Source organism: Polaromonas sp. P1_H6 (genome assembly GCF_056405195.1).
The window spans coordinates 113,046-136,961 of record NZ_JBFUCN010000012.1; the positions used below are offsets into that span (position 1 = coordinate 113,046).

A 23,916-nucleotide genomic window follows, 5' to 3' on the forward strand; every position below is an offset into this window, starting at 1 on the left:
TCCTTGAGCAAAACACTTCCCCACAAGGCTTCCCATGACAGCAGCCCCAACTCCAATCCGCCGGCGCGACGCCTTGCGGTATTTTTCACTGCCGGCGGTTTCCGCCGTCTCCAGCGTCTGCGGCCTGTCTGCGACTGCTGCGCAGGCGCAGGCGACGGTAGCGGCGAAGATGCCGCGTATCGTCTCGGTGAGCGGCGCGACCACGGAAATCGTCTACGCGCTGGGCGCTGAAAAGCAACTGGTCGGCACCGACACCACCAGCCTCTTTCCGGCCGCGGCGTTGCACACGCCGAAGGTCGGCTACATGCGCCAGCTTTCGGCGGAAGGGCTGCTGTCGCTCAAGCCCGATGCCGTCATCGGCACGACGGAAGCCGGCCCTGGCGTGGTGATGGACCAGATCCGCAGCGCCGGCGTCAAGGTCGAACTGGTCGAGGCCGACCACAGCTGGGCCGAGGTTCAGCGCAAGGTCGCCGCCGTCGGACGCGCAACCTCGCGGGTCGCGCAGGCTGCCGCGCTGCAGGCCAAACTCGATGCCCAATGGGCGGAAGTGCTGGCCGCAGTGGCCCGCAAAACCGGCCGCAAGCCCCGTGCCGTGTTCATCCTCACGCATTCGGGTTCGCCGCAGGTGGCCGGCGAGAAAACCGCCGCGCATGCGATGTTCACCTTCGCGGGCCTGGACAACGCCCTGGTCACGATCGGCGGCAGCACCAATTTCAGCGGCTACCGCGCCATGACGCCCGAAGCCCTGGTGACATCCGCGCCTGACGTGATCGTCACCACCACGCAGGGCGTGGAGGCCAGCGGCGGGCTCGAAAAATTCTGGCAGCGCCCCGGCCTGGAGCTCACACCGGCCTACAAGCGCCGCGCGCTGGTGGCGCTGGATGCGCTGTACCTCATCGGCTTCGGCCCGCGCCTGCCGCAGGCCGTGGCCGAGCTGCACCAGGCCGGCCTGAAAGCCGCCGCATGAACGACCAGCCCATGAAAGCCGCCATGACCGAAGTCCTCTGCGCCCGCACGCCGGCCGTGCTGCACTGCGCAGACTTGCGCCGGGCGCTGGCGTTTTACTGCGATTGCTGGGGTTTTGCCGTCCGGCACAGCGTGCCCGGCGTCATCGCCGTGCTCACACGCGAATCGGTGACGGTGCAGCTCTGGCAGCGCCGCGCCGACATGGCGCCGCAACACTTTGCCTGCCGCCTGCTGGTGGACAACATCGAACAGTGGCACATGGCCCTGCAATCAGCGCCCGGCCAGGCGCCGCATGCGCTGGTGGAGCAGGAGTGGGGCACGGAATGGGGTATCAGCGACCGCGAAGGGAACCGGCTGCTGCTGGTGCAGTCGGCCCCGCATGCCGCCAGGCGCAGGGCCCGCGCATGAAGGCCGCGCTGCACGGTGACCACCGGCGCTGGCCGGCGGCGCTGGTGCTGGGCGCGGGCGTGCTGCTGCTGGCCCTGAGCTTTTTCATCGGCAGCGCGCGCGGCGCTTACGCCATCAGTCCGCTACAGCTCTGGAATGTGCTGCTCGACATGCTGGCGGGCAGCGGCCAGCCTTCGCCCGAACACCTGGTCTTCATGAACATACGCCTGCCGCGCCTGCTGCTGGGCGTAGCCGCCGGTGCGGCGCTGGGCATGTCGGGCGCGCTGATGCAAGGCCTGTTCCGCAATCCTTTGGCCGACCCGGGGCTCATCGGCGTCAGCAGTGGCGCGGCGCTGGCCGCAGGCATGGCCATCGTGCTCGGCAGCATGTGGTTTCCCGAGATGCCGCGCACGCTGGGCAGCTGGACGCTGGTGCTCATGGCCTTCCTGGGCAGCCTGCTGGTGACCGTGCTGGTGTACGCGCTATCGCAGCAGGACGGCGCGACGCGGGTCGGCATCATGCTGCTGGCCGGCATTGCCGTCAATGCGCTGGCCGGCGCGGGCCTGGGCTATCTGACCTTCCTGGCCACCGACGAACAGCTGCGCAACATCCAGTTCTGGCTGCTCGGCAGCCTGGGCGGCGCGCGCTGGAGCGCGGTGGCGCTGGTGTTTTCCATTGTGCTGGCCGCGCTGGGGGCGGGCCTGACGCTGGCCCGGCCACTCAACGCCATCGCGCTGGGCGAGGCACAGGCCACGCTGCTGGGCGTGCCGGTCGAGCGCGTCAAGCGTTTTGCCGTGCTGGTGACGGCGCTGGCCGTGGGGGCCGTTACGGCCACCACCGGCATCATTGGTTTCATCGGCCTGGTGGCGCCGCACTGCGTGCGCCTGGTGGCCGGACCCGACCACCGCATCGTGCTACCGGGATCGGCCCTGCTGGGCGCGGCCCTGGTGCTGGCCGCCGACAGCGTGGCCCGCACGGTGGTCAAGCCCGCCGAGCTGCCGCTGGGCGTGCTGACGGCTTTTGTCGGTGTGCCCTTCTTTTTGCTGCTGCTGCGCCACTTCAAGAACCGGCTATGAACGCACGAAACATGCATGATTTTTCGCTCGTGGCCGGACTGCTCGAAGTGGTGGGCGTGGGGGTGGAGGTGCCCGGCCGGTCGCTGCTGCGGGCCGCCTCGGCGCAATTCGCGGCCGGGCAGGTCACCGCCGTGCTGGGGCCCAACGGTGCGGGCAAGTCCACGCTGATGTCGGTGCTGACCGGCCAGCGCCAACCCACAGGCGGTGCTGTCTACCTGGCCGGCAAGGCGCTGGCCGCCTATGCGCCGCTTGAACTCGCCCGTGTACGCGCCTCAGTGGCGCAAGAAACCCAGGTCGCCTTTGAATTCACCGTGCGCGAGGTGGTGGAGCTGGGGCGCTACCCGCACCGCAGCCATCCGGGCAGGCAGGAGGCGGACATCCCCCTGCAGGCCATGCGGGCCACCGCGGTCGAACACCTGCAGCACCGCGCGCTCAACACGCTCTCGGGCGGCGAGAAGGCGCGTGTGCATCTGGCGCGCGCGCTGGCGCAGGTGTGGGAGCCCGCCGCCGGCGCGGCAGGCGTCCAGGCCACACGCTGGCTGCTGCTGGACGAACCTACGGCCGCGCTCGATTTGCAGCACCAGCACCGCATGCTGCAACTGGTGCGCGTCTGGGCAACCGCCCAGAGCGTGGGCGTGGTGGCCGTGCTGCACGACTTGAATCTTGCACTGCGCTATAGCGACCGCTGCGTGGTGCTGCAGGGCGGCGAGGTGGTGGGCAGCGGCGCCACCGCCGAGGTGCTCACGCCTCCTTGCATCGAAAAAGTCTGGGGTGTGGTCGCGCATCCGGTCGCGCCGCAGGGCGGGGCGGCCGGGCCTTCGCAGTACGTGTTTGAGGCACCGGTTTAAAACCTAGGCTGCCAGGGCGATCACGACAGCCGACTCGTCGACCCCGGCCTGCACCAGTGCCTTGGTCTTCAGTCCGCTGCCCGCAGACGCAAAACCCACGAGCTGCAGGCCGCCATCAAGCTGCAGTGACACCTCATCGCCGCTGGCGCCGCGGCTGATGCGTACGGCCTGGCCCGTGAGGTTTTGAACGCCTGGCGGTGTGGCGCTTTGTGCACTCACCGCCACCGCCGTAGCCTTACACAGTGCCAGCACCGCTTGTCCCTTTTGCAAGCCCAGCAGCTCGGCGCTGGCCTTGGTGATGCGTGAAACCAGCGCAGTGCCGTCGGCCAGTTGCAGATGTATGCGCGCCACCTGGCCTCGCACTTCGAGCTTGTTGACCCGGCAGGGCAACTGGTTGCGCATGCTGGTACGCACGCTCATGTTGGAGAGTGCGGGCAGGGCACGCGGCAGCAGCAGCTCGTTGGATTTGAAGGCGGCCAGCACCTGGCTGCGGGTTTCATTCAAGAGGCCGGCGACCGCCAGCAGCTTCTGGCCTGCCGGGGTCAAGGTGGCGCCGCCGCCGCCCGAGCCGCCCACGGCGCGCTCCACCAGCGCCACCCCGGCCAGATTGGTCAATGTGTCTATGGCCTGCCAGGCCGCCTTATAGCTGACCTTGGCCTGGCGCGCCGCCTGCGAGATCGAACCGCTCTCGCCGACCAGGCGCAGGATGTCGATGCGCTTGTCGGCCGGCTCATGGCCGAAGGCACTGGCGAAGGAGGGGGCGGCGGACGATGAGGGGGCGGCTTTTTGCATGGAAGGCCTCGGGACAGGAAGCGCTATTCTAAAATAGAATAGCGAATGGGCCGGATGCCTTGGCCCCTTCATCTCATCACTGGAGCTCTCCCATGTCCCCAACCATGTTGCGCTGGCTGCCGGCGCTGTGTATCGCGTTGTCATCGGCCCCGGCGCTGGCCGAAGACGTCCAGGTCGCTGTGGCGGCCAACTTCACCGCTCCCATGAAGCTGATCGCCGCGGACTTTGAAAAAGACACCGGCCACAAGGCGGTGCTGACCTTCGGCGCAACCGGAAAGTTCTACGCGCAGATCACCAACGGCGCGCCGTTTGAAGTGTTCCTCGCAGCGGATGACGAGACGCCTGCCAAGCTCGAAAAGGAAGGTGCGGCTGTTAATGGCACCCGCTTTACCTATGCCACCGGCAAGCTGGTGCTCTGGTCGGCCCAGCCGGGTGTGGTCGATGCGCAGGGCGAGGTCCTAAAGAAGGGTGACTTAAAAAAGATCGCCATTGCCGCGCCCAAGCTAGCGCCCTATGGCGCGGCCGCCGTTGAGACCATCAACAAGCTGGGCCTGCAGGCCGCATTGGAGCCCAAGCTGGTGCAGGGTGAAAGCATTGGGCAAGCCTTCAGCTTTGTCTCCACCGGCAATGCCGAGCTCGGTTTCATCGCGCTGTCGCAGGTCTACGAAGGCGGCAAGATCAAATCCGGTTCGGCCTGGATTGTTCCCGCAAACCTTCACAGCCCGATCCGCCAGGACGCGGTGCTGCTGGCCAAAGCCAAAGACAGCAAGGCCGCGGCGCAACTGATGGCTTACCTCAAAACCGACAAGGCCAGGGCGGTGATCCGCTCCTTCGGCTACGAGCCCTGAACCTGGCCGAAGCATGTTTGATGATGCAAGCCTTCAGGCCCTGGCGCTGACCCTGCGGCTGGCGGCCACCACCACGGTGCTGCTGCTGCTGGCCGGCACGCCCCTGGCCTGGTGGCTGGCGCGCACGCATTCGCGGCTCAAAGGGCCGGTGGGAGCCCTGGTGGCCTTGCCGCTGGTGCTGCCGCCGGTGGTGCTGGGTTTTTACCTGCTGGTGCTGATGGGGCCGAACGGCCCGGTGGGCCAGCTCACGCAGTCGCTGGGCTGGGGCGTGCTGCCGTTCACCTTTGCCGGGCTGGTGGCGGGCTCGGTGCTGTATTCCATGCCTTTCGTCGTGCAACCACTGCAGAACGCCTTTGAAGCCCTGGGAGACAGGCCGCTGGAGGCCGCCGCCACCTTGCGCGCCTCGCCGCTGGACACCTTCTTCAGCGTGGTGTTGCCTCTGGCCCGGCCGGCCTACCTGACCGCCGCCGTCATGGGCTTTGCGCACACGGTAGGCGAGTTCGGCATCGTGCTGATGATGGGCGGCAACATTCCCGGCAAGACGCGTGTGATGTCGGTGCAGATTTACGACCACGTGGAGACGCTTGAATATCGCCAGGCGCACTGGCTGGCCGGCGGCTTGCTGGTGTTCTCCTTCCTGGTGCTGCTGGCGCTCTATACCTTGCAGCCGGGTCGGCGCAAAGGGCAGGGCGCATGACGGCCGCCGACACAGGCATTGCCGCTTCATTCCGCCGTGCCTTCGCCGGTTTTTCGCTCGACGTGTCGCTGGCCGTGCCGGGGCGCGGCGTGACGGCCATCTTCGGCCCTTCGGGCTCCGGCAAGACCAGCCTGCTGCGGAGCATCGCCGGTCTTGAGCGCGCCGGTAACGGTTACCTTTCGGTCAACGGCGAGGTCTGGCAGGACGATGCCGCCGGCGGTTTTTTGCCGGTGCACCGGCGTCCGCTGGGCTATGTGTTTCAGGAGGCCAGCCTGTTTTCCCACCTGGACGTGCGCCGCAACCTCGACTTCGGCCTGCGCCGCGTGCCTGCGGCCCAGCGACGCGTCTCGCTGGAACAAGCCATCGAACTGCTGGGCCTGCAAGCGCTGATGCAGCGCATGCCCGGCACGCTCTCGGGTGGCGAGCGCCAGCGTGTGGCGATCGCACGCGCGCTGGCAACCAGCCCGCGCCTGCTGCTGATGGACGAACCTCTGGCCTCTCTGGACATCGCCCGCAAGGCCGAAATCCTGCCCTACCTGGAGCGCCTGCATGACGAACTCGACATGCCTGTGCTCTATGTGAGCCATGCGCCCGACGAGGTCGCCCGGCTGGCCGACCATCTGGTGCTGCTGGATGCCGGCCGGGTCACGGCTTCGGGCCCCACGCGCGAACTGATGACGCGGCTGGACCTGCCGCTGGCGCATGGCGACGCCGCGGCCGCGGTGCTGGACGCCGTGGTCAGCGCCGTCGAACCTGGCTGGCACATGAGCCACGCCGAGTTTTCCGGCGGCAGCATCAGCCTGCTTAACCCCAGCCTGCAGGTCGGCCAGCGCGTGCGCGTGCGCATCCAGGCGCGTGACGTGAGCCTCACGCTGGAACGCCAGACAGGCACCAGCGTGCAGAACATCTTTGCCGCCACCGTCACGGCCCTGTCCGCCGACAGTCCGGGCCAGGTGATGGTGGGACTGGACGCCGGCGGTAGCGCGCTGCTTGCGCGCATTACGCAGAAATCGGCTGAGGCGCTGCAACTGCGGCCCGGCAGCCGCGTGTTTGCCCAGGTCAAGGGCGTGGCCGTCCTGGGCTAAGGCGTTCCGCAAAGAAGGCCAGGATCTCGTCGCGGGCTGCAACCGTGGGCTGGCCTGCCTCGTCGACCAGGTGGGCCGTCACCACGCTGTGCGGCGTGGGCACATGCGTGGAAAAGAAGGGCGGCACATCGGGGTTGGCGGCGCTGTCCGGCAGCACCCGGCCCACAAAACGGTCACCCAGCGCCTCGGCATAAGCCGCAAAGCGCTGGGCCCGGCAGAACTTGTCGCCTTCGAAGCGGTAGGCCAGCACGGTGAGCTTTTCCTTGTCGAGCCGCCTGCGCACCGCCTGGATGTCGGCGGGCGATATCTCCAGCCCGGCCGGGTCGTTGAGCGGCAGCGCGGGCTGCGCCAGCACCGGTGCCAGCACGGCAGGCTCCAGCATCATCGAGAGCGCGAAGTTGCCGGTCCAGCACATGCCGATGGCGCCCACACCGGGCCCGCCGCATTCATGGTGGGCGAGCCTCGCCAGCGCCATCAGCCATTGCGTGGCCGGGCTGGTCTCATTCGCGCGCAGCGCGCGGAACTCGGCGCTGACGCAGGCGCGCTGGAAGACGGCCGCGCCTTCATCCGCACCGGGCACCGCGCCGTCGCGGCCGAACAGCGAGGGCATGTAGACGGTAAAACCCGCATCGCGCACCCAGCGGCTGAAGCGCGCGACATGCGGGCTGATGCCCGGCATCTCGGTCATGACGATCACGGCCGGCCCAGAGCCGGCCAGATAGACTTTTTTGGCCACGCCGTCCAGCGTGATCTCGCGGCGTGTGAAGTCGTCGAGGGGATCGTCTTCTTTGATGCTGCGCTGTGCGGTGGCAGTGGTCATGACCGTGCTTTCAGGAGTGGGAAAGCCTGCATTGGACGCCGCCGGCGGATAAACTGCGAGTGTCTGTTTCGACATCTTTGAGGCTTTTTCAGTCAATGACCGATTTCACCATCCTGGTGCTGCCCGGCGCTTTCGCGACCAGCGTGGCCGCCACGCTCGACGTGCTGCAGGCGGCGGCTTCGCTGGCGCCGCGCCTGAAACTGGCGCGCCCCGGCTGGCGCGTGCTGTCGCCGTCCGGCGGCGCCGTGGCCTTGAGCAGCGGCATGCGCGTGGACACCGCGGCCCTGCCGAAACGCTATCGCCCTGATGCGGCGACCTGGATCATCCCGGGGCTGGGCCTGAACAACGCCGAAGCGGTCGCGGCCGGGCTGGCGAGCGCCGATGCGCAGCGGGTTATCCAGGCCGTCGCCGCGCACGCAGCACGGGGCGGGTGTGTCGCCGCCTCCTGCTCGGCGGTGTTCCTGCTGCAAGCCGCAGGCCTGCTGGCCGGGCGGCGCGCCACCACGTCCTGGTGGATGGCGGCCGAGCTGCGCCGCCTGGAGCCGCGCTGCACCGTGGATGCCGACCGCATGGTCTGCGCCGACGGTCCCGTGAGCACGGCGGGCGCCGCCTTCGCGCAGACCGATTTGATGCTCCACCTGCTGCGCACACAGTTCGGCGTGGGGTTGGCCGACGCCGTGGGGCGCGTCCTGTTGATAGACGGGCGGCAGGCGCAGGCCCCGTTTGTGGTGCCGGCCATGCTCTCCAACGGCAATGAACTGGTGGCGCGGCTGATGGCGCGCATCGAAGCGGCCCTGCCGCACCCACCCAGCGTGGAGGCGCTGGCCGGCGAGTTCGCGATGTCGCAGCGAACCCTGTCGCGGCGTGTGCGCGAAGCCACCGGCCGGAGCACGCTGGCGCTGGTGCAGAGCGTGCGGCTGCATCGCGCCCGCATGCTGATTGAATCCAGCCGTATGAGCATAGAGCGAGTGGCCGAACAGGTCGGCTACGAAGACGCCACCGCCCTGCGGCGCCTGATGCGCAAGTCGGCGGGCGCCAACCCCAGCCGTTACAGGCCGGCGGGTATACGGTCCTGAGGATGCGGGACAGCCGGGCTCTTCAACCTGTCTGCTTGGGGGAACGGGGCTTTAGCCGATGTGCTGCGGGAACTGCGTATCGACGCTGATCCTTGCTCGATGTATGGTCACTCTTCACGTCCCTGCGACAGGCACGGGATGTGCATCACAAATCCCCCTATTCATTCAAGCAGGAGAACATCGACATGCGGTTTAATTTCAAGAGCACCATGCTTGCATCTGGCTTGTCCATCGGACTTGCGCTCGGCATCGCCGCTCCCCATGCGCACGCGCAGGCGGACAAAGCAGTCCTCGAAAAAGCCGAAAGCTACAAAGGCGAGGCGCTGGCCTTGCTGGAGAAGCTGGTCAATATCGATTCCGGCTCGGGCTATGAAAAGGGGCTGGCCCAGGTGCGCGCGATTTCCGTCGATGAGCTGAAAAAGCTTGGCGCGCGCATCGAGACCTTCCAGGCAACACCCGAGGGCGGCTTGAATGTGGTGGCCACGCTGACGGGCACCGGCAAGGCCAAAATCCTCCTGATGGCGCATATGGACACGGTCTTCAAGGAAGGCACGGCGGCGGCCAAGCCTTTTTACATCAAGGGCAACCGTGCCTACGGCCCCGGCGTCATGGACAACAAGGGCGGCATCATCGCGGGCCTGTATGCGCTGAAGATCCTGCAGCAGCTCAATTTCAAGGACTACGCACAGATCACTTTTTTGCTCGACAACAACGAGGAAACCGGCTCGGCCATGACCACCGCGCTGATCGAAAAAGTGGCCAGGCAGCACGACGTCACGCTCAACCTTGAGCCTGGCAGGCCCGCGGACGGGCTGGTGATCTGGCGCAAGGGCGGCGGCACCGCCACGGTGGAAGTCAAGGGCAAGTCGGCGCACGCAGGTGTCGCGCCCGACAGCGGCCGCAATGCAGCCATGGAGGTGGCGCACCAGGTCCTGCAACTGGGCAAGCTGGGCAACAAGGAAAAGCAGACGACCATCAATTTCACGGTGCTCAAGGCCGGAGATCGCACCAATGTGATCCCGGATGCCGCCAGCGCCAAGGCCGACGTGCGGGTGACCGTCCCCGAGGAGTTCGACCGGATCGAAAAGGATTTGGCGAGGGTGTCGGCCAACAAGCTGATCCCCGACACTGAGGTCAAAACCACCTTGAGCCGCGGCCTGCCGCCCATGCCGCAAACCCCCAAACAGGACGTGCTGGCGGCCAAGGCCCAGGCGATCTACGGTGAAATCGGCCGCAAGCTGACGCTGGAAGGCAGCGGCGGCGCGGCCGACGCCAGCCTGTCGGCCGGGGTGGGCACGCCCACGCTGGACGGGTTCGGCATTGTGGGCGGTGAAATCCATACGGAAAACGAGTACGCCGAGATCGACAGCATCGTTCCGCGCTTTTACCTGCTGGCGCGCATGCTGGTGGAACTGACCAAATAAGGCCGGTTCAGTACTCGAGCCGCTCGGGCCGGATTTCCTGCAGGATGGTGGTCGAAATCTCTTCGATCGACTTGGTGGTGGTCGAGAGCCAGCGTATGCCTTCGCGGCGCATCATGGCCTCGGCTTCGTGGATTTCGTCGCGGCAGTTCTCCAGGCTCGCGTATTTCGAGTTGGGCCGGCGTTCATTGCGTATTTGCGCCAGGCGCTCAGGCGCGATGGTCAGGCCGAAGATCTTCTTGCGGTGCGGCACCAGCGCCGGCGGCAGCTGGCGGCGCTCGAAATCTTCCGGGATCAGCGGGTAATTCGAGGCCTTGAGGCCGTATTGCATGGCAAGGTAGAGCGAAGTCGGCGTCTTGCCGCTGCGGCTCACGCCCACCAGGATCACGTCCGAGTTTTCCAGGTCGCGGTTGCTCTGGCCGTCGTCGTGCGCCAACGAGAAGTTGATGGCCTCGATGCGGTCGTCGTATTCCTTGCTCTTCGAAGCGTCTGAAAACCGGCCCACGCGGTGGTTGGACTTGATGCCTAGTTCGCCCTCCAGCGGCGCCACGAACATGCCGAACATGTCCAGCAGCATGCCGTTGCAGTGGGTTTTGATGACGGCCAGGATTTCCATGTTGACCAGCGTGGTGAAGACGATGGGGCGTTTGCCCTCGACTTCAGCCGTGTGGTTGATCTGCCGTATCGCCTGGTGGGCCTTGTCCACGCTGTCGATAAAGGGCAAGCGGACATGGCGCGGCTTGAATTCGAATTGCGCCAGGATGGCGTTACCAAAGGTTTCCGCGGTGATGCCGGTGCCGTCGGAGATGAAAAACACGGTGCGTTGGGACATGGTGGGTGTTTGGCTGATTGAAAGCTGGGTGAAAGGCTGACGCGGCACATCCGGCGGCTCGCCCCTACAATTGGGCCAATTATCCAGTTTGTCACGCCATGCCCCGCCACAACCCCCTCGAACAACAACAAGGTTGCCTGCCGCGCATGGTGAATTCCCCGGTTTTTAAACCTCCCGGAGTATTTTCATGTCCAATCTGTTTGAGGCGACCGCCCTGGTCGTACCGTTTGAAAACCTGAGGATGACAGACGTCGAGGCCGTTGGCGGTAAGAACGCCAGCCTCGGCGAGATGATCTCGCAACTGCCCACCGGTCCCCAGGGCGTGCGGGTGCCCACCGGATTCGCCACCACGGCGCATGCCTTCCGCGTGTTCCTGGCCCACGACGGGCTGGACAAAAAAATCAACGGTGTGCTGGACGCGCTCAACACCGACGACGTGCGTGCCCTGGCCGAGGCGGGCGCCAAAATCCGCGCGCTGGTCGAAGCCCAGCCTTTTCCGGCCGACCTTGAAAAAGCCGTGCGGGACAGCTTCGCCGTCCTGAGTGCCGGCAATGCCCAGGCCAGCTTCGCGGTGCGCTCCTCCGCCACGGCCGAGGATTTGCCCGACGCGTCCTTCGCGGGCCAACAGGAAACCTTCCTGAACGTGGTCGGCATCGAGGACGTGCTGCACAAGATGAAAGAGGTGTTCGCCTCGCTCTACAACGACCGCGCCATCAGCTACCGCGTGCACCAGGGCTTCGCCCATTCCGACGTGGCGCTGTCGGCCGGTATCCAGCGCATGGTGCGCAGCGACAAGGGCGCGGCCGGCGTGATGTTCACCATAGACACGGAAAGCGGCTTTGAAGACGTGGTCTTCATCACCTCCAGCTACGGCCTGGGCGAAACCGTGGTGCAGGGCGCCGTCAACCCCGACGAGTTCTACGTGCACAAGCCCATGCTCAAGGCCGGCAAGCGCGCGGTGATCCGCCGCAACCTGGGCAGCAAGCTGCTGCAGATGGAATTCACCACGCCGGAAGAGAAAAAATCCGGCGGCAAGCTGGTCAAGACCACCGACGTACCGACCGAGCTGCGCAACCGCTATTCGCTGAGCGACGAGGACGTCGAGCAACTGGCGCGCTACGCGCTGATCATCGAGGCGCACTACGGCCGCCCCATGGACATCGAATGGGGAAAGGACGGCACCGACGGCCAGCTCTACATCCTGCAGGCGCGCCCCGAGACGGTGAAGAGCCAGGCCAAGGGCAAGGCCGAGCAGCGCTATACGCTCAAGGGCACCGGCACGGTATTGGCTGAGGGCAGGGCGATCGGCCAGAAAATCGGCACCGGCCCGGTCCGCATCGTGCATGACATCAAGGACATGGACCAGGTGCAGGCCGGTGACATCCTGGTCACCGACATGACCGACCCGAACTGGGAGCCGGTGATGAAGCGCGCCAGCGCCATCGTCACCAACCGCGGCGGCCGCACCTGCCACGCGGCCATCATCGCGCGCGAACTCGGCATCCCGGCCGTGGTCGGCTGCGGCGACGCGACCGAGACGCTCAAGGACGGCATGCTGGTGACGGTGAGCTGCGCTGAGGGCGACACCGGCAACATCTATGACGGCCTGCTCGAAACCGAGGTGACCGAGGTGCAGCGCGGCGCGATGCCGCCGATAGACCTCAAGATCATGATGAACGTGGGCAACCCGCAGCTGGCCTTTGACTTCTGCCAGGTACCCAACCACGGCGTGGGCCTGGCGCGGCTGGAGTTCATCATCAACAACAACATCGGCGTGCACCCCAAGGCGATCCTGGAGTACCCCAACATCGACGCCGACCTGAAAAAGGCCGTGGAGAGCGTGGCCCGCGGCCATGCCTCGCCGCGTGCCTTTTATGTCGACAAGGTGGCTGAAGGCATTGCCACGATTGGTGCGGCCTTCTGGCCCAAGCCGGTGATCGTGCGCCTGTCGGACTTCAAGTCCAACGAGTACCGCAAGCTGATAGGCGGCTCGCGCTACGAGCCCGAGGAAGAAAACCCGATGCTGGGTTTCCGCGGCGCGGCGCGCTACCTGAGCCCGGATTTCGCCGAGGCCTTTGCCATGGAATGCGAAGCGCTCAAGCGCGTGCGCAACGACATGGGCCTGACCAACGTCGAGGTGATGGTGCCTTTTGTGCGCACCCTGGGCCAGGCCAAGGCCGTGACGGAACTGCTGGCTAAACACGGCCTCAAGCGCGGCGAGCAAGGCCTGAAAATCATCATGATGTGCGAGGTGCCGAGCAACGCGGTGCTGGCCGACCAGTTCCTCGAGTATTTCGACGGCTTCTCCATAGGCTCCAACGACCTGACCCAGCTCACGCTGGGCCTGGACCGCGACTCGGGTCTGGACATCCTGGCCAAAGACTTTGACGAACGCGATCCGGCGGTCAAGGCGCTGCTGAGCCAGGCCATTGCCGCTTGCAAGCGTGCCAACAAATACGTCGGCATCTGCGGCCAGGGCCCCAGCGACCATCCCGACTTTGCCTTGTGGCTCAAGGAGCAGGGCATAGGCTCGATTTCGCTGAATCCCGATACCGTGATAACCACCTGGAAGCAACTGGCCGGCTAGGCAGGTCCCTCGCGGGCTGACCGAGGGAAAACCCCCGGAGGCCGGCGCCGCTCGCGGCGAGTAATTGGCGGTGCCTCCGATGACAATCGGAAGCACCGCTTTTCCTTGTCTGCCATCAGCCATCAGCCATGCTCGCCGCCGCCACCACCGCCAAACTGCTTGCTGAAATTGCGCTACTCGCGCTGGCCGGCCAATGGGTGGTGGGCTTGCTGGCCGGCGCGGGACGCGACAGCAATTTTTTTTACCGCCTGCTGCAACTGCTGGGCCGGCCCTGGGTGAGGGCGGCGCGCTGGATTTCGCCGCCCGTGGTGCTGGAGCGCCACCTGCCGCTGGTGGCCTTCCTGGTACTGGCGATGCTCTGGCTTGCAGCCGCCGTCGCGAAAATCCGCATCTGCCTGGAAATCGGGGTGGCGCTGTGCAAATGAATTTGCAGGCCGCGCCGTTCTTGCACTATCACTTCCTGAAAGCGCAGGCCTTGCTGCTGTTGGCAGCTGGCAAGCGCACGGCCGCCTTGCCGAAATTCGCGCAGATGCTGTGCCTGCGGCCTGTCGATCCTTATGCCCTGGCCAGCCGTGGCCATGTGGAGGCGCAGCTGCATCTCACGCAGGAGGCGATTGCCAGCCTGCGGCAGCTCACCTGCGCCTGGCCGCTACAGGCCTCCGGCTGGTTCAACCTCGGCTATGTGCTGCAACAGGCCGGCCGCCACGAAGAAGCCGGCCCGGCCTTCGAACGCGCGCTGGCGCTGGACCCGCGCCTGGACCGGGCCTGGTACGGCCTGGCGCTGGTCCATATCCACCAGCAGCGCTGGCAGGAAGCCGCCGAGGCGCTGGAGCGCAATACCGCGCTGCAGCCGCTGGGCCCCTATGGCTGGTACCGGCTCGCGCAGGTCTGGCTGGCGCTGGGCGAGGCGGGCAAGGCGCGCAAGGTCATTGCCCACCTGCGGCGTTTCGAGCCGCGCGTGGCCGCGCAACTGGAGCGTGAAAACGCCGCGGCGCTGCAGGCGGGCAGGGCGTCCACGAGCGAGGCAGGTCATGCAGCCGGCTGACAGCCACCGCCGCTATTGGCGCAAAACCCTGGTGGTGACAGCCGTGCTGCTGCTGGTCTGGTTCAGCGTGACTTTCGGCGTGAGCTACTTCGCGCGCGCGCTGAGTTTCCGGTTTTTCGGCTGGCCTTTCAGCTTCTGGATGGGCGCGCAGGGCGCTTTGCTGGTGTACTGCCTGATCATCGGCTTTTACGCTTGGTACATGAACCGGCTCGACATCGAACACGACGTGGCGGACGGGGACTAGATGGCCGGCTTCTTTGGTTCGCGCGACGGGGTTTTGCTCTCCAGCCAGCAGTTCAAGGCGCAGCTCAACCGCGTCTACCGCTGGTACACCGTGGGTCTGGTGGCGTTCGTGCTCATCCTCGCGGGCCTGGAGCGCATGGGCCTGCCGCGCCTGTGGATAGGCACGGCCTTCCTGCTGGCCACGATTGGCTTGTACGCGGGCATAGGCATCATGAGCCGCACCACCGACGCGGGCGAATATTATGTGGCGGGCCGGCGCGTGCCGGCGGTCTACAACGGCATGGCCACCGGTGCCGACTGGATGTCGGCCGCATCCTTCATCGGCCTGGCGGGAACGCTCTACCTCACGGGCTACAACGGCCTGGCCTTCATCATGGGCTGGACCGGCGGCTATTGCCTGGTCGCGCTGGTGCTGGCGCCTTACCTGCGCAAGTTCGGCCAGTTCACCATTCCGGACTTCCTGGGGGAGCGTTACGGTGGCAGCCTGCCGCGCCTCATTGGCGTGGCTGCCGCCATCCTGTGCTCCTTCACCTACCTGGTCGCGCAGATTTACGGCGTGGGCCTGATCACCTCCTACCTGACCGGCATCGCCTTCGAATTAGGCATCTTCCTGGGCCTGGGCGGCATCCTGGTGTGTTCTTTCCTGGGCGGCATGCGTGCCGTCACCTGGACACAGGTGGCCCAGTACATCATCCTGGTGGTGGCCTACCTGATCCCGGTGGTGTGGCTGTCGGTCAAGCAGACCGGCGTTCCGGTGCCGCAACTGGTCTACGGTTTTCAGCTCGAAAAGGTCAGCGCCAAGGAAAAAGAGCTGGCCGAGGACCCCAAGGAACTGCAGGTGCGCGAGCTGTTCAGGCAGCGCGCGGAGGCGCTGTCCAGCAAGCTGGCCCATCCGGCCGAATCGCTGGCCGCCGACAAACTGGCCGCCGCCAAACGCATGGAGCAGCTCAAAGGCGGCAATGCCTCTGTGGCCGAAATCAGCTCGGCGGCCAAGGCCCTGGCCACCATGCCCAGGGACGAGGCAGCGGCCGTCAAGGCCTGGACGGCCGCCAGGGCGGCAGCCGAGGCCAAGACCCTGCCGCTCAACGGCATGCCCGCCCATGCGGCGCAGTTCTCGGGCGATCCCGATGGCACGCCCAAGGAGCAGGAAACCTACGACACGTCCCGCCGCAACTTCCTGGCGCTGGTGTTCTGCCTCATGGTGGGCACGGCCGCCTTGCCGCACATCCTGATGCGTTATTACACGGTGCCCAGCGTGCGCGAGGCGCGGCAGTCGGTCACCTGGTCGCTGTTTTTCATCTTTTTGCTGTATTTCACGGCGCCGGCGCTGGCTGTGCTGGTGAAGTATGAAATCTTCACGGTGCTGGTCGGCACGCGCTTTGACCAGCTTCCGTCCTGGGTCAATGCCTGGAGCCGGATCGACCCGGGCCTGCTGTCGGTGGCCGATATCAACCGCGACAACATCCTGCAGCTCAATGAAATGACCATAGGCGGCGACATCATCGTGCTGCTCACGCCCGAACTGGCGGGGCTTCCCTATGTGATTTCGGGCCTGGTGGCGGCCGGCGGGTTGGCGGCCGCGCTGTCGACCGCCGATGGCCTGCTATTGACGATTGCCAACGCGCTGGGCCACGACCTCTATTACAAGATGATCGATCCCAACGCCTCCACCGTGAGCCGGGTCACGGTGTCCAAGATACTGCTGCTCATCGTGGCCCTGCTGGCGGCCTATGTGGCGGCGCAAAAGCCGGCGGACATCCTGTTCCTGGTGTCGGCGGCGTTTTCCTTCGCCGCCGCCTCCTTCTTCCCGGCGCTCAGCCTGGGAATCTTCTGGAAGCGCGCCAACGGCATAGGGGCGGTGCTGGGCATGGTTTCCGGCCTGGGCGTGACCTCCTATTACATGTTCACCAACCAGCCCTGGCTACGCGCCACCTTCGGCATCACCTCGCCGGTGCAGCTGTGGTGGGGCATAGACCCGATTTCAGCCGGGCTTTTCGGCGTCCCGGTGGGTTTTGCGGTGATCGTGCTGGTCAGCCTGATCACCCGGCCCCCCAGCCAGAAAATCCAGGAATTGGTCGAATACATCCGCTACCCGGACCTAAAGAGGCTCTGAAACCCCGGAAAAAGCAGGCCAGCCATCCTTTTCGGCGCTTTTCAGGGCCTTTCCCCCCTCAAGTGGGAAGAGTCCGGCTCCTCCCCGTCTTTGTCAGCATGAGCCGCGGGACTGGCTTTGCCAGACCGCAGGCGGGCGGCCCCCTCGGGGGGCAGCGACCCACACGAAGTGGGGGAGCGTGGGGGCATGCTATACTCTTGGGCTTCGCCTTGCTGCACCCTTAACGACGCTGGGGCAGCTTCAATCAACCACAAGGAGAGTTTATGCGTCACTATGAGATCGTCTTGCTGATCCACCCGGATCAAAGCGAGCAAGTCCCAGCCATGCTGGAACGTTACAAGGGCATGATCACCGCCGGCGGTGGAAAAGTGCACCGTGTTGAAGATTGGGGCCGCCGCCAGCTGGTGTACCTGATCCAGAAACTGGCCAAAGCCCACTACCTCTGCATCAACATCGAAGCCAGCCAGGCTGTGATGGAAGAAATTGAACACGCGTTCAAGTTCAACGATGCCGTGTTGCGCCACCTGACCGTGGTCAAGAAAAAGGCCGAAACCGGCCCATCCCTCATGATGCGCAATGTCGAGAGGGAAGAAGCCCGTAAAGCCCAACAGCAGGAGTATGCGGCTTAATTGCCACCATGCTGTTGAACGCCTCGCTGCCGCGCAGCTGCCATTGAGCAAAAGCCCGCAGTGAACCACGTTGAACTGACCGCATGTATCGCCGAGGCAAGTCCTCTTCGCTACACGCCCGCTGGAATTCCCGCCGCCAACTTCGTTCTCGAACACGAGTCCGAAGTCGTCGAAGCCGGAGTCACCAGGCAGGTCACGTTGACGGTCAGGGCGGTTGCCTTCGGAACGCTGGCTGAGCAATCAGCCAAATCTCCGCTAGGCCAGCCCTTCAGGTTCACCGGTTTCCTCATCAATGCGCGCACCAGCAAAGGCGTTGTTTTCCACATTCAAGCTCTGCACAAGGTAGAGCAAGTACCGAACCCCATTTAAGGAGTCCATCATGGCCGGACCAAAACGTTTCAACAAAGACAAGCGCCCCAAGCGCAATACCCAATCCCTGCTGTTCAAGCGCAAGCGCTTTTGCCGCTTCACCGCTGCCGGCGTTGAAGAAATCGATTACAAGGACATCGACACCTTGCGCGATTTCGTCGCCGAAAACGGAAAAATCATCCCCGCCCGCCTGACCGGCACGCGCGCGATTTTCCAGCGCCAGATCAACACCGCCGTCAAGCGCGCTCGCTTCCTCGCGATGCTGCCTTACAGCGACCAGCACCGTAGCCTGTAAGGAGCGCGACCATGCAAATCATTCTGCTCGACAAAGTCGTGAACCTCGGCAACCTCGGCGAAATCGTCAAGGTCAAAGACGGCTATGCACGCAACTTCCTGATCCCTTCGGGCCGCGCACGCCGCGCCACCGAAGCCAACAAGGCCGAATTCGAAGCCAAGCGCGTCGAACTCGAAAAGGCTGCGGCCGCCAAGCTGGCCGAGATGCAAGCCCAGGGCGAAAAGCTGGGCGGCACCACCGTCAAGCTCACGCAAAAAGCCGGTGTTGACGGCCGCCTGTTCGGTTCCGTCACCAACCACGACATCTCGGCTGAGCTGACCAAGCAGGGCTTCCCTGTCCTGAAGTCGCAGATCCGCATGCCTAACGGCCCGCTGAAGATCGTTGGCGATCACGCTGTGACCGTGGCGCTGCACACCGACGTGGCTGTGGACATCACCGTCACCGTGTACGGCGAAACCGCTTAAGCGTTTTCTCCCTCACTCAAAAAGCCGCTCGCCGAGCGGCTTTTTTCATGGCCGGCCGCCGGCGCCGGCTGTGCACATCTTCCCGCCGTATTTCCACCCGATTTCCCCTGGTTATCCACAGCCTTATCCCGCGGTGTTTTGCGCTCCCGGCGTACCATTCACCCTCTCCCAAGGAAACCCATGTCCGCCGTACTTTCCACCTATGACGATCCCGGCTACAGCCCCGACCGCCAGATCGCCCAGCTGCGCATCCCGCCGCATTCCATCGAGGGCGAATCCAGTGTCCTGGGGGGCTTGCTGCTCGACAACGGCGCCTGGGACCGGGTGGGCGACCTGTTGGTTGACGAGGACTTCTACCGTTCCGAACACAAGCTGATTTATGGCGCCATAGGCGCGCTGATCAACGCCACCAAGCCGGCCGACATCATCACCGTCTACGAATACCTGCAGAACCAGGGCAAGGCCGATGAGGTAGGGGGCCTGAGCTATTTGAATTCACTTGCGCAGTACGTACCGAGCGCCAGCAACATCCGCCGTTATGCGGAAATCGTGCGCGAGCGCTCCATCCTGCGCAAGCTGGTCTCGGCATCCGACGAAATCGCCACCAACGCCTTCAACCCGCAGGGCAAGGACGTCGCCACCATCCTCGACGAAGCCGAGCAGAAGATCTTCAAGATCGGCGAGCAGGGTTCACGCATGAAGGAAGGTTTCCAGAGCATGGACACGCTGGTCGTGAGCCTGCTGGACCGCGTGACCGAGATGGCCGAAAACCCGCAGGACGTCACCGGCGTACCCACGGGTTTCAGGGACCTCGACCAGATGACCTCCGGCTTCCAGGCCGGCGACCTGGTGATCCTGGCGGCGCGCCCGTCCATGGGCAAGACCGCGCTGGCCATCAACATCGCCGAGCATGTTGCGCTCAACGAAGGCCTGCCGGTAGCGGTGTTTTCCATGGAAATGGGCGCCTCCCAGCTCGCCGTGCGTATCGTCGGCTCTATCGGCCGCATCGACCAAACCCATTTGCGCACCGGCGGCCTGACCGACGAAGAGTGGCCGCGCCTGACAGAAGCGATTGAAAAGCTGCGCACCGTTTCGCTGCACATTGATGAAACGCCAGGCCTCACCGTGAGCGAGCTACGCGCCAATGCCCGGCGCCTGGCTCGGCAGTGCGGCAAGCTCGGCCTTATCGTGGTCGACTATTTGCAGCTCATGAGCGTGTCCGGCGGCATGGCCGACGAGAACCGCGCCACCGCCGTTGGTGAAATCTCGCGCGGCCTGAAGATGCTGGCCAAGGAATTGCAGTGCCCGGTGATTGCCCTGTCGCAGCTCAGCCGCGGCGTCGAGTCGCGCACCGACAAGCGCCCCATGATGAGCGACCTGCGCGAATCCGGCGCCATCGAGCAGGACGCCGACATCATCATGTTCATCTACCGCGACGAGTACTACACCAAAGAGGCTTGCAAGGAGCCCGGCGTCGCCGAGGTCATCATCAGCAAGCAGCGTAACGGCCCCACGGGCACGGTGAAACTGGCCTTCATCAACCGCATCACCAAATTCGAAAGCCTGGCGCATGGAGCATCGGGAGATTTCTAGCATTTTCTGACGGCCGTCAAGGCGCAACGCCCGCTTCAGCGGGCGTGCGCCTTTTTTTGCGTATGACCGTTACCGGCCCGGCGGAATGCATCGGTGCCGGTGTCGGGGCTTGCGTGGGCCTGGCCGCAGACAAGTGCTCGGCGCTGCCGATGGCGGCGTCCACGTCGGCATGGTTCAAGCGCTGGACCACGGAACCGTTGACCTGCAGATAACAGCCGTCGCGCGTGATGGCCAAAAAGCCGAACTCCATTCCGCGGTGGACCGTTCCGATCACGCGGTAGTAGTCAACCGGTGGAATCGCCCAGGGTGCCCTCAGGATTTTGTGCAGGCGAACCGTGAGGCGTTCATTCATGCCGCTTCCTCTCTGGACGGCGTGCTGGATGGCACCAGGCCCATCGGACGCGGCGGCTGACGCCCGCGATATTTTTCTCGGTCGCGATTTTCTGCATCGTTCTCCCCTCCAGACTTTGATCTCGCTCGGTGCGGCCTGCGCGGTCTATGTGTCGTTGCTCTTGCCGCGACTCATCGCGCTGCTTGCTGAGCGCTTATGAAGACGTTGAAAGGTATTCGAGTTCATCAAGCAAGTTCGCGCGAATTGTCTGCGCGCGGTAAATGTTTGTCGGATTTCCTGAAGCTCGCTCTTTTCGATCTGTTCTTTGCCGCCAAGACTGGCTAGCATCCGCCGGGACGGCAAGGCGTGATCAACGTTCGTCTGGATGCAAAGCTTGTTTCGTCCGGCCGTTTCGCCGGCACCTGAGCCGTCGCTTGAAGTGTGAAGTTGTTAACCAACCTATAAGGAAAATTCTTATGACTACCACCTCGAACAACGCGGAAGCCCATGCCCTGCCGCGTAACCTGACGTCCAATTTCAAAGGGGACGTGCACTCACTCAACCAGAAGGTCGTGGAAGGCCGCATTCTTGAAACCGCCATTGCCCAGCTCGCTGGCCGCCCGGGGTTCAACCCCGCCGCGATCAGCATCGTGTTCGGCCTGAAGTGGTAACTGCCGGCTAGCCGCCGCGGGGTGCGTGAGTCCGTCTCGCGTGCCCCGTCCCGGCCCCGGCTCCATCTTTACTTTCACCATGTTTCGCTCGGCCATCGTCAAGCTGACCGCAGTGTGCGACATCGATTGCACCTACTGCTATATGTTCAATCAGGCGGACCAGACCTTCAAGCGCATGCCGGCCCGCATGCCGCTGCATACCGCCTTGCGCCTGCTGGACCGCATCTGCGACTACCACCCACCGGGCGAGCCCGAACCCTTCTCTATCGTCTTGCACGGCGGTGAGCCCATGCTCTGGCCAGATGCCAGCTTTGCCGCGCTGCTTTCAGAGGTCGGCCGGCGCCGCGACCAGGGGTGGAATCTCGATATCGCTGTGCAGACCAACCTGGTGCAGCCGATCAACCCGGAATCGCGCGTGCTGTTTCGTGAGCACCGGGTGTCGCTCGGCGTCAGCCTCGACGGCCCGCGCGAGGTGAACGACGCCGCGCGCGTTGACAAGCGCGGCCGCGGCACTTATGAGCGCGTCATGGCCAACGTCAATCGCATGCTGGATGACGGTGACGGCGCCTTGATAGGTGGTTTCCTTTCGGTGGCCAACCCTTCGTTGTCGCCGCCCGACTTCCTCGCCTGGGTGCGCAGCCTGCCGGTTCCAAAAGTCGATGTGTTGTGGCCCATCGAATTCAATTGGCGGAACCCTCCATGGCCGCTGGGCGCTTCGCGCGCTTATGCCGCCGAGCCACGCTACGGCGCCTGGTTTGCGGATCTGTTCCGCGCCTGGTGGGCACTGGATGATCCGGGCCTCACCATACGGCTCTTCAACAATCTGCTGCACGTCGCGCTGGGAGGGCAGGGCCATATCGATGCCTTGGTGAACGATAGCTACAACATGTTCGTCGTCAACACCGACGGCAGCTACGAATACCCCGACTATCTGCGCGTGGCGGGCGACGGCTCGGCCAGCACGCCTTTTCATATTGACACGGACGGCATTGCCGTGCTGGCCGGTGACCCGCTGTTCGCCCGGCTGCTCGACCTGCGCGCCGAACTTCCCGCGAAGTGCGGAGGCTGCCGCCATCGCCGGGTCTGCGGTGGTGGTTTCCTGCCCGGCCGCAGCGACGCCAGCGACGGCATCTCGTCGCGCGAATCCGTGCTGTGCGCGGACCAGATGCATTTTTTTGACACCGCCCTCGGCCTCATCGAATCCTCACTTCAACAGCGAGATACCCATGCCCACAGTGACCCAGCAAGTATCGCCGCAGGCCTCCAGGCCTGAGCTGCAGTCCGCCGATTTCGTCGAACTCGCGCTGATGCCGGACGCCGTCATCACGGCCGAACTGGTCGGCGCTTCGGCATTCGATCGCCTGGATGACTTCCGGGTCCTGGCCGACATCGTGCGGACTTCACCGGCGCTGGCCGCGCACCGCGAACGTTGGGAACAGGCTGCGGCCGACCTCGAAGCGCTGTTGGTGCATGAGCGCATCGCCATTGGGTCGTCGCCCTTGTACCGCCGCTGGCTGCACGCGGCGGGTCGTGCGCTGATCCAGGGCGCACCGCCGGCAGCCGTCGAGCCACTGCTCGCGGCGGTCGCCAATTACGTGCCGGGCTTCACCGAAACGTCGTCGCGCGCCAGAGTGTTGATGGACTGAGCCGCCCGAGCTCGGGCGTCCAGACGCTGAGCTCATGCCTTGTCCCGACGGAGGCGGTGCTGCCGCGATCCAACATCGTGGTCCGCAACGACTTGCCGGGCCTGCGGGTGTCGCTCGACGAGACACGCACACCCGAGCGCGGCAGTGCCGTGCGCGAGCAGGAAATCGACGCGCGCGAGCGTTCTTACCCACAGGGCCGCCATCGCCCCGTCGTTGAAGCGGCGCAAGCCCTGCTGTCGGCCTGGCCTGAGGAGTACGAAGACTGGCGCTGCATGATGCGTGTCGTGGTGCCGCGCCTGCCGCCGCCAGGCTGGCAGATGGAGGGATTCACGATCTCATCCATGCAGGGCGCGGCATGGATCCACCCGTCCAGCACCCTGCGCACCCTCGAGAGCCTGGTGCATGAGCACAGCCACATCAAGCTGCGCTACGTCGAGGAGGCCGTTCCGCTGCTGCAAGCCGGGCAGACCCGCGCGCGCTTTCGCGTCGGCTGGCGCACCGATCCGCGCCCGGTGGTCGGAATCTTCGAGGGAGTGTATGTGCACCTGCACTGCGTCATGGCGCTAGTGCGTTACCTCGAGGCCAACGGCCTTGATGCCGCGGAGCGGTGCGAAGCCGCCGCCCGCCTGAACGAGTTGCGGGCCCAGGCGCGCGAAGGATTTGAACTCTTGCGCGGGCACGCGCACTTCACCGAGGCAGGGCAGGGCTTTCTGCACTGGGCCGAGGCCGTCTTGCGCGACGCCTGACCGGCCGGCCCTCGGGCCTTGGGGGCTCAAGGCCGGATCAGAGGGAAGGGCTGCTCAGCGCACGCACTCAAAGCCGTACTGGCCTTCGGCCGGCTTGGTGATCAGCCGGGCATGCTGGCCGCCGCGCTTCTGGCACTGGGTTTCGGCGATCTCCGAGGCGTCCGCGAGCTGCGAAGGGCGGCCTTTGACGATGATCAGTTTTTCGGTATTGCTGAGCAGCTCGGCGGCGCAACCGGAGAGCAGGGCGGCGGCCAGCAGCAGAAAAGACAACAGGTACGGGTTTTTCATAAGAATTTCCTTGATGGGAATAATGTAATCGGTGCTCCCGGTATGCCA

Annotated in this window: 29 protein-coding genes; 24 read left to right on the forward strand and 5 right to left on the reverse strand. The window is 65.0% G+C overall.

The features are described 5' to 3' along the window. Window positions 1–34: 34 nt before the first annotated feature. The 4 genes from AC1D1F_RS12970 to AC1D1F_RS12985 are packed head-to-tail and all read left to right on the forward strand — an operon-like array spanning window position 35 to window position 3,277. The gene (locus tag AC1D1F_RS12970; RefSeq protein WP_477697111.1) at window positions 35–967 is read left to right on the forward strand and encodes a heme/hemin ABC transporter substrate-binding protein; all 933 of its coding nucleotides are present in this window, start codon (window positions 35–37) and stop codon (window positions 965–967) included. Beyond that, the gene (locus AC1D1F_RS12975) at window positions 964–1,374 is read left to right on the forward strand and encodes a VOC family protein (RefSeq protein WP_477676293.1); all 411 of its coding nucleotides are present in this window, start codon (window positions 964–966) and stop codon (window positions 1,372–1,374) included. Before AC1D1F_RS12970 ends, AC1D1F_RS12975 begins: the two co-directional genes overlap by 4 nt. Next, a complete protein-coding gene (locus AC1D1F_RS12980) occupies window positions 1,371–2,429 on the forward strand; it encodes a FecCD family ABC transporter permease (protein WP_477676294.1) in 1,059 nt (352 codons plus the stop codon). The genes AC1D1F_RS12975 and AC1D1F_RS12980 overlap by 4 nt, the downstream gene beginning before the upstream one ends. Next, on the forward strand, window positions 2,426–3,277 hold the full coding sequence (locus tag AC1D1F_RS12985) for a heme ABC transporter ATP-binding protein (RefSeq protein WP_477676295.1): 852 nt from the start codon (window positions 2,426–2,428) through the stop codon (window positions 3,275–3,277). The genes AC1D1F_RS12980 and AC1D1F_RS12985 overlap by 4 nt, the downstream gene beginning before the upstream one ends. A gap of 3 nt (window positions 3,278–3,280) precedes the next feature. On the opposite strand, the gene AC1D1F_RS12990 is transcribed toward AC1D1F_RS12985, so the two are convergent. Continuing rightward, the gene (locus tag AC1D1F_RS12990; protein ID WP_477676296.1) at window positions 3,281–4,069 is read right to left on the reverse strand and encodes a TOBE domain-containing protein; all 789 of its coding nucleotides are present in this window, start codon (window positions 4,067–4,069) and stop codon (window positions 3,281–3,283) included. 92 nt (window positions 4,070–4,161) lie between these two features. Here AC1D1F_RS12990 and modA point away from each other — a divergent pair, with 92 nt between their 5' ends. The 3 genes from modA to modC are packed head-to-tail and all read left to right on the forward strand — an operon-like array spanning window position 4,162 to window position 6,699. Further along, window positions 4,162–4,917: a molybdate ABC transporter substrate-binding protein gene (gene modA, locus AC1D1F_RS12995; protein ID WP_477697110.1), complete on the forward strand. Its 756-nt coding sequence runs from the start codon at window positions 4,162–4,164 to the stop codon at window positions 4,915–4,917. A 13-nt stretch (window positions 4,918–4,930) separates the two neighbouring features. After that, window positions 4,931–5,614 carry a molybdate ABC transporter permease subunit gene (gene modB, locus AC1D1F_RS13000; RefSeq protein ID WP_477676298.1) on the forward strand — a complete coding sequence of 228 codons (684 nt, stop codon included), beginning with the start codon at window positions 4,931–4,933 and terminating at the stop codon, window positions 5,612–5,614. Next, window positions 5,611–6,699, forward strand: coding sequence for a molybdenum ABC transporter ATP-binding protein (gene modC, locus AC1D1F_RS13005; protein ID WP_477700742.1), 1,089 nt, complete (start codon window positions 5,611–5,613; stop codon window positions 6,697–6,699). The genes modB and modC overlap by 4 nt, the downstream gene beginning before the upstream one ends. On the opposite strand, the gene AC1D1F_RS13010 is transcribed toward modC, so the two are convergent. Continuing rightward, entirely contained in the window at window positions 6,674–7,519 is an 846-nt protein-coding gene (locus AC1D1F_RS13010) for a dienelactone hydrolase family protein (RefSeq protein ID WP_477676300.1), read from the reverse strand. The two genes, modC and AC1D1F_RS13010, sit on opposite strands and share 26 nt — an antisense overlap. A 95-nt stretch (window positions 7,520–7,614) precedes the next feature. Here AC1D1F_RS13010 and AC1D1F_RS13015 point away from each other — a divergent pair, with 95 nt between their 5' ends. Together AC1D1F_RS13015 and AC1D1F_RS13020 are read left to right on the forward strand one after the other, a co-directional pair. Then, window positions 7,615–8,595: a GlxA family transcriptional regulator gene (locus tag AC1D1F_RS13015; RefSeq protein ID WP_477676301.1), complete on the forward strand. Its 981-nt coding sequence runs from the start codon at window positions 7,615–7,617 to the stop codon at window positions 8,593–8,595. 209 nt (window positions 8,596–8,804) lie between these two features. After that, complete coding sequence (locus tag AC1D1F_RS13020; RefSeq protein ID WP_477697163.1) at window positions 8,805–10,019, forward strand: M20/M25/M40 family metallo-hydrolase; 1,215 nt, start codon at window positions 8,805–8,807, stop codon at window positions 10,017–10,019. A gap of 7 nt (window positions 10,020–10,026) precedes the next feature. Here AC1D1F_RS13020 and ppsR read toward each other — a convergent pair whose 3' ends face one another. Further along, entirely contained in the window at window positions 10,027–10,848 is an 822-nt protein-coding gene (gene ppsR, locus AC1D1F_RS13025) for a posphoenolpyruvate synthetase regulatory kinase/phosphorylase PpsR (RefSeq protein ID WP_477654075.1), read from the reverse strand. 187 nt (window positions 10,849–11,035) lie between these two features. Between ppsR and ppsA the strand changes: the two genes are divergently transcribed. The 10 genes from ppsA to dnaB all read left to right on the forward strand — a co-directional run bounded on the left by ppsA (window position 11,036) and on the right by dnaB (window position 20,186). Then, window positions 11,036–13,435, forward strand: a complete 2,400-nt coding sequence (gene ppsA, locus AC1D1F_RS13030) for a phosphoenolpyruvate synthase (protein ID WP_477697158.1) — start codon at window positions 11,036–11,038, stop codon at window positions 13,433–13,435. 128 nt (window positions 13,436–13,563) lie between these two features. Next, window positions 13,564–13,860 carry a hypothetical protein gene (locus tag AC1D1F_RS13035; RefSeq protein WP_477700743.1) on the forward strand — a complete coding sequence of 99 codons (297 nt, stop codon included), beginning with the start codon at window positions 13,564–13,566 and terminating at the stop codon, window positions 13,858–13,860. After that, window positions 13,857–14,480, forward strand: a complete 624-nt coding sequence (locus AC1D1F_RS13040) for a tetratricopeptide repeat protein (RefSeq protein ID WP_477697160.1) — start codon at window positions 13,857–13,859, stop codon at window positions 14,478–14,480. The genes AC1D1F_RS13035 and AC1D1F_RS13040 overlap by 4 nt, the downstream gene beginning before the upstream one ends. After that, on the forward strand, window positions 14,467–14,724 hold the full coding sequence (locus tag AC1D1F_RS13045; protein ID WP_477679273.1) for a DUF4212 domain-containing protein: 258 nt from the start codon (window positions 14,467–14,469) through the stop codon (window positions 14,722–14,724). Before AC1D1F_RS13040 ends, AC1D1F_RS13045 begins: the two co-directional genes overlap by 14 nt. Beyond that, complete coding sequence (locus AC1D1F_RS13050) at window positions 14,725–16,836, forward strand: sodium:solute symporter family protein (RefSeq protein WP_477700744.1); 2,112 nt, start codon at window positions 14,725–14,727, stop codon at window positions 16,834–16,836. 263 nt (window positions 16,837–17,099) lie between these two features. Further along, complete coding sequence (gene rpsF, locus AC1D1F_RS13055; protein WP_007871089.1) at window positions 17,100–17,465, forward strand: 30S ribosomal protein S6; 366 nt, start codon at window positions 17,100–17,102, stop codon at window positions 17,463–17,465. A 60-nt stretch (window positions 17,466–17,525) separates the two neighbouring features. Continuing rightward, window positions 17,526–17,834, forward strand: coding sequence for a primosomal replication protein N (gene priB / locus AC1D1F_RS13060; protein WP_477678256.1), 309 nt, complete (start codon window positions 17,526–17,528; stop codon window positions 17,832–17,834). Between the two features lie 10 nt (window positions 17,835–17,844). After that, window positions 17,845–18,129, forward strand: coding sequence for a 30S ribosomal protein S18 (rpsR, locus tag AC1D1F_RS13065; protein ID WP_011483947.1), 285 nt, complete (start codon window positions 17,845–17,847; stop codon window positions 18,127–18,129). Window positions 18,130–18,140: 11 nt separating this feature from the next. Then, a complete protein-coding gene (gene rplI / locus AC1D1F_RS13070) occupies window positions 18,141–18,593 on the forward strand; it encodes a 50S ribosomal protein L9 (protein WP_477654069.1) in 453 nt (150 codons plus the stop codon). A gap of 180 nt (window positions 18,594–18,773) precedes the next feature. Next, window positions 18,774–20,186, forward strand: a complete 1,413-nt coding sequence (dnaB, locus tag AC1D1F_RS13075; protein ID WP_477654068.1) for a replicative DNA helicase — start codon at window positions 18,774–18,776, stop codon at window positions 20,184–20,186. A gap of 16 nt (window positions 20,187–20,202) precedes the next feature. On the opposite strand, the gene AC1D1F_RS13080 is transcribed toward dnaB, so the two are convergent. After that, window positions 20,203–20,538, reverse strand: coding sequence for a hypothetical protein (locus tag AC1D1F_RS13080; RefSeq protein WP_477678255.1), 336 nt, complete (start codon window positions 20,536–20,538; stop codon window positions 20,203–20,205). On the opposite strand from AC1D1F_RS13080, the gene AC1D1F_RS13085 reads away from it, so the two are divergent. From AC1D1F_RS13085 to AC1D1F_RS13105, 5 genes are all read left to right on the forward strand, one after another. After that, window positions 20,537–20,737: a hypothetical protein gene (locus tag AC1D1F_RS13085; protein ID WP_477678254.1), complete on the forward strand. Its 201-nt coding sequence runs from the start codon at window positions 20,537–20,539 to the stop codon at window positions 20,735–20,737. The two genes, AC1D1F_RS13080 and AC1D1F_RS13085, sit on opposite strands and share 2 nt — an antisense overlap. A 256-nt stretch (window positions 20,738–20,993) precedes the next feature. Beyond that, on the forward strand, window positions 20,994–21,188 hold the full coding sequence (locus AC1D1F_RS13090; RefSeq protein WP_477678253.1) for a hypothetical protein: 195 nt from the start codon (window positions 20,994–20,996) through the stop codon (window positions 21,186–21,188). Between the two features lie 79 nt (window positions 21,189–21,267). Next, window positions 21,268–22,461 carry a radical SAM protein gene (locus AC1D1F_RS13095; RefSeq protein ID WP_477678252.1) on the forward strand — a complete coding sequence of 398 codons (1,194 nt, stop codon included), beginning with the start codon at window positions 21,268–21,270 and terminating at the stop codon, window positions 22,459–22,461. After that, window positions 22,415–22,834 carry a hypothetical protein gene (locus tag AC1D1F_RS13100; RefSeq protein ID WP_477700745.1) on the forward strand — a complete coding sequence of 140 codons (420 nt, stop codon included), beginning with the start codon at window positions 22,415–22,417 and terminating at the stop codon, window positions 22,832–22,834. The genes AC1D1F_RS13095 and AC1D1F_RS13100 overlap by 47 nt, the downstream gene beginning before the upstream one ends. A 56-nt stretch (window positions 22,835–22,890) precedes the next feature. After that, window positions 22,891–23,580 carry an aKG-HExxH-type peptide beta-hydroxylase gene (locus tag AC1D1F_RS13105; protein WP_477700746.1) on the forward strand — a complete coding sequence of 230 codons (690 nt, stop codon included), beginning with the start codon at window positions 22,891–22,893 and terminating at the stop codon, window positions 23,578–23,580. Window positions 23,581–23,634: 54 nt separating this feature from the next. On the opposite strand, the gene AC1D1F_RS13110 is transcribed toward AC1D1F_RS13105, so the two are convergent. Continuing rightward, a complete protein-coding gene (locus AC1D1F_RS13110; RefSeq protein ID WP_477678250.1) occupies window positions 23,635–23,868 on the reverse strand; it encodes a hypothetical protein in 234 nt (77 codons plus the stop codon). Window positions 23,869–23,916: the final 48 nt, after the last annotated feature.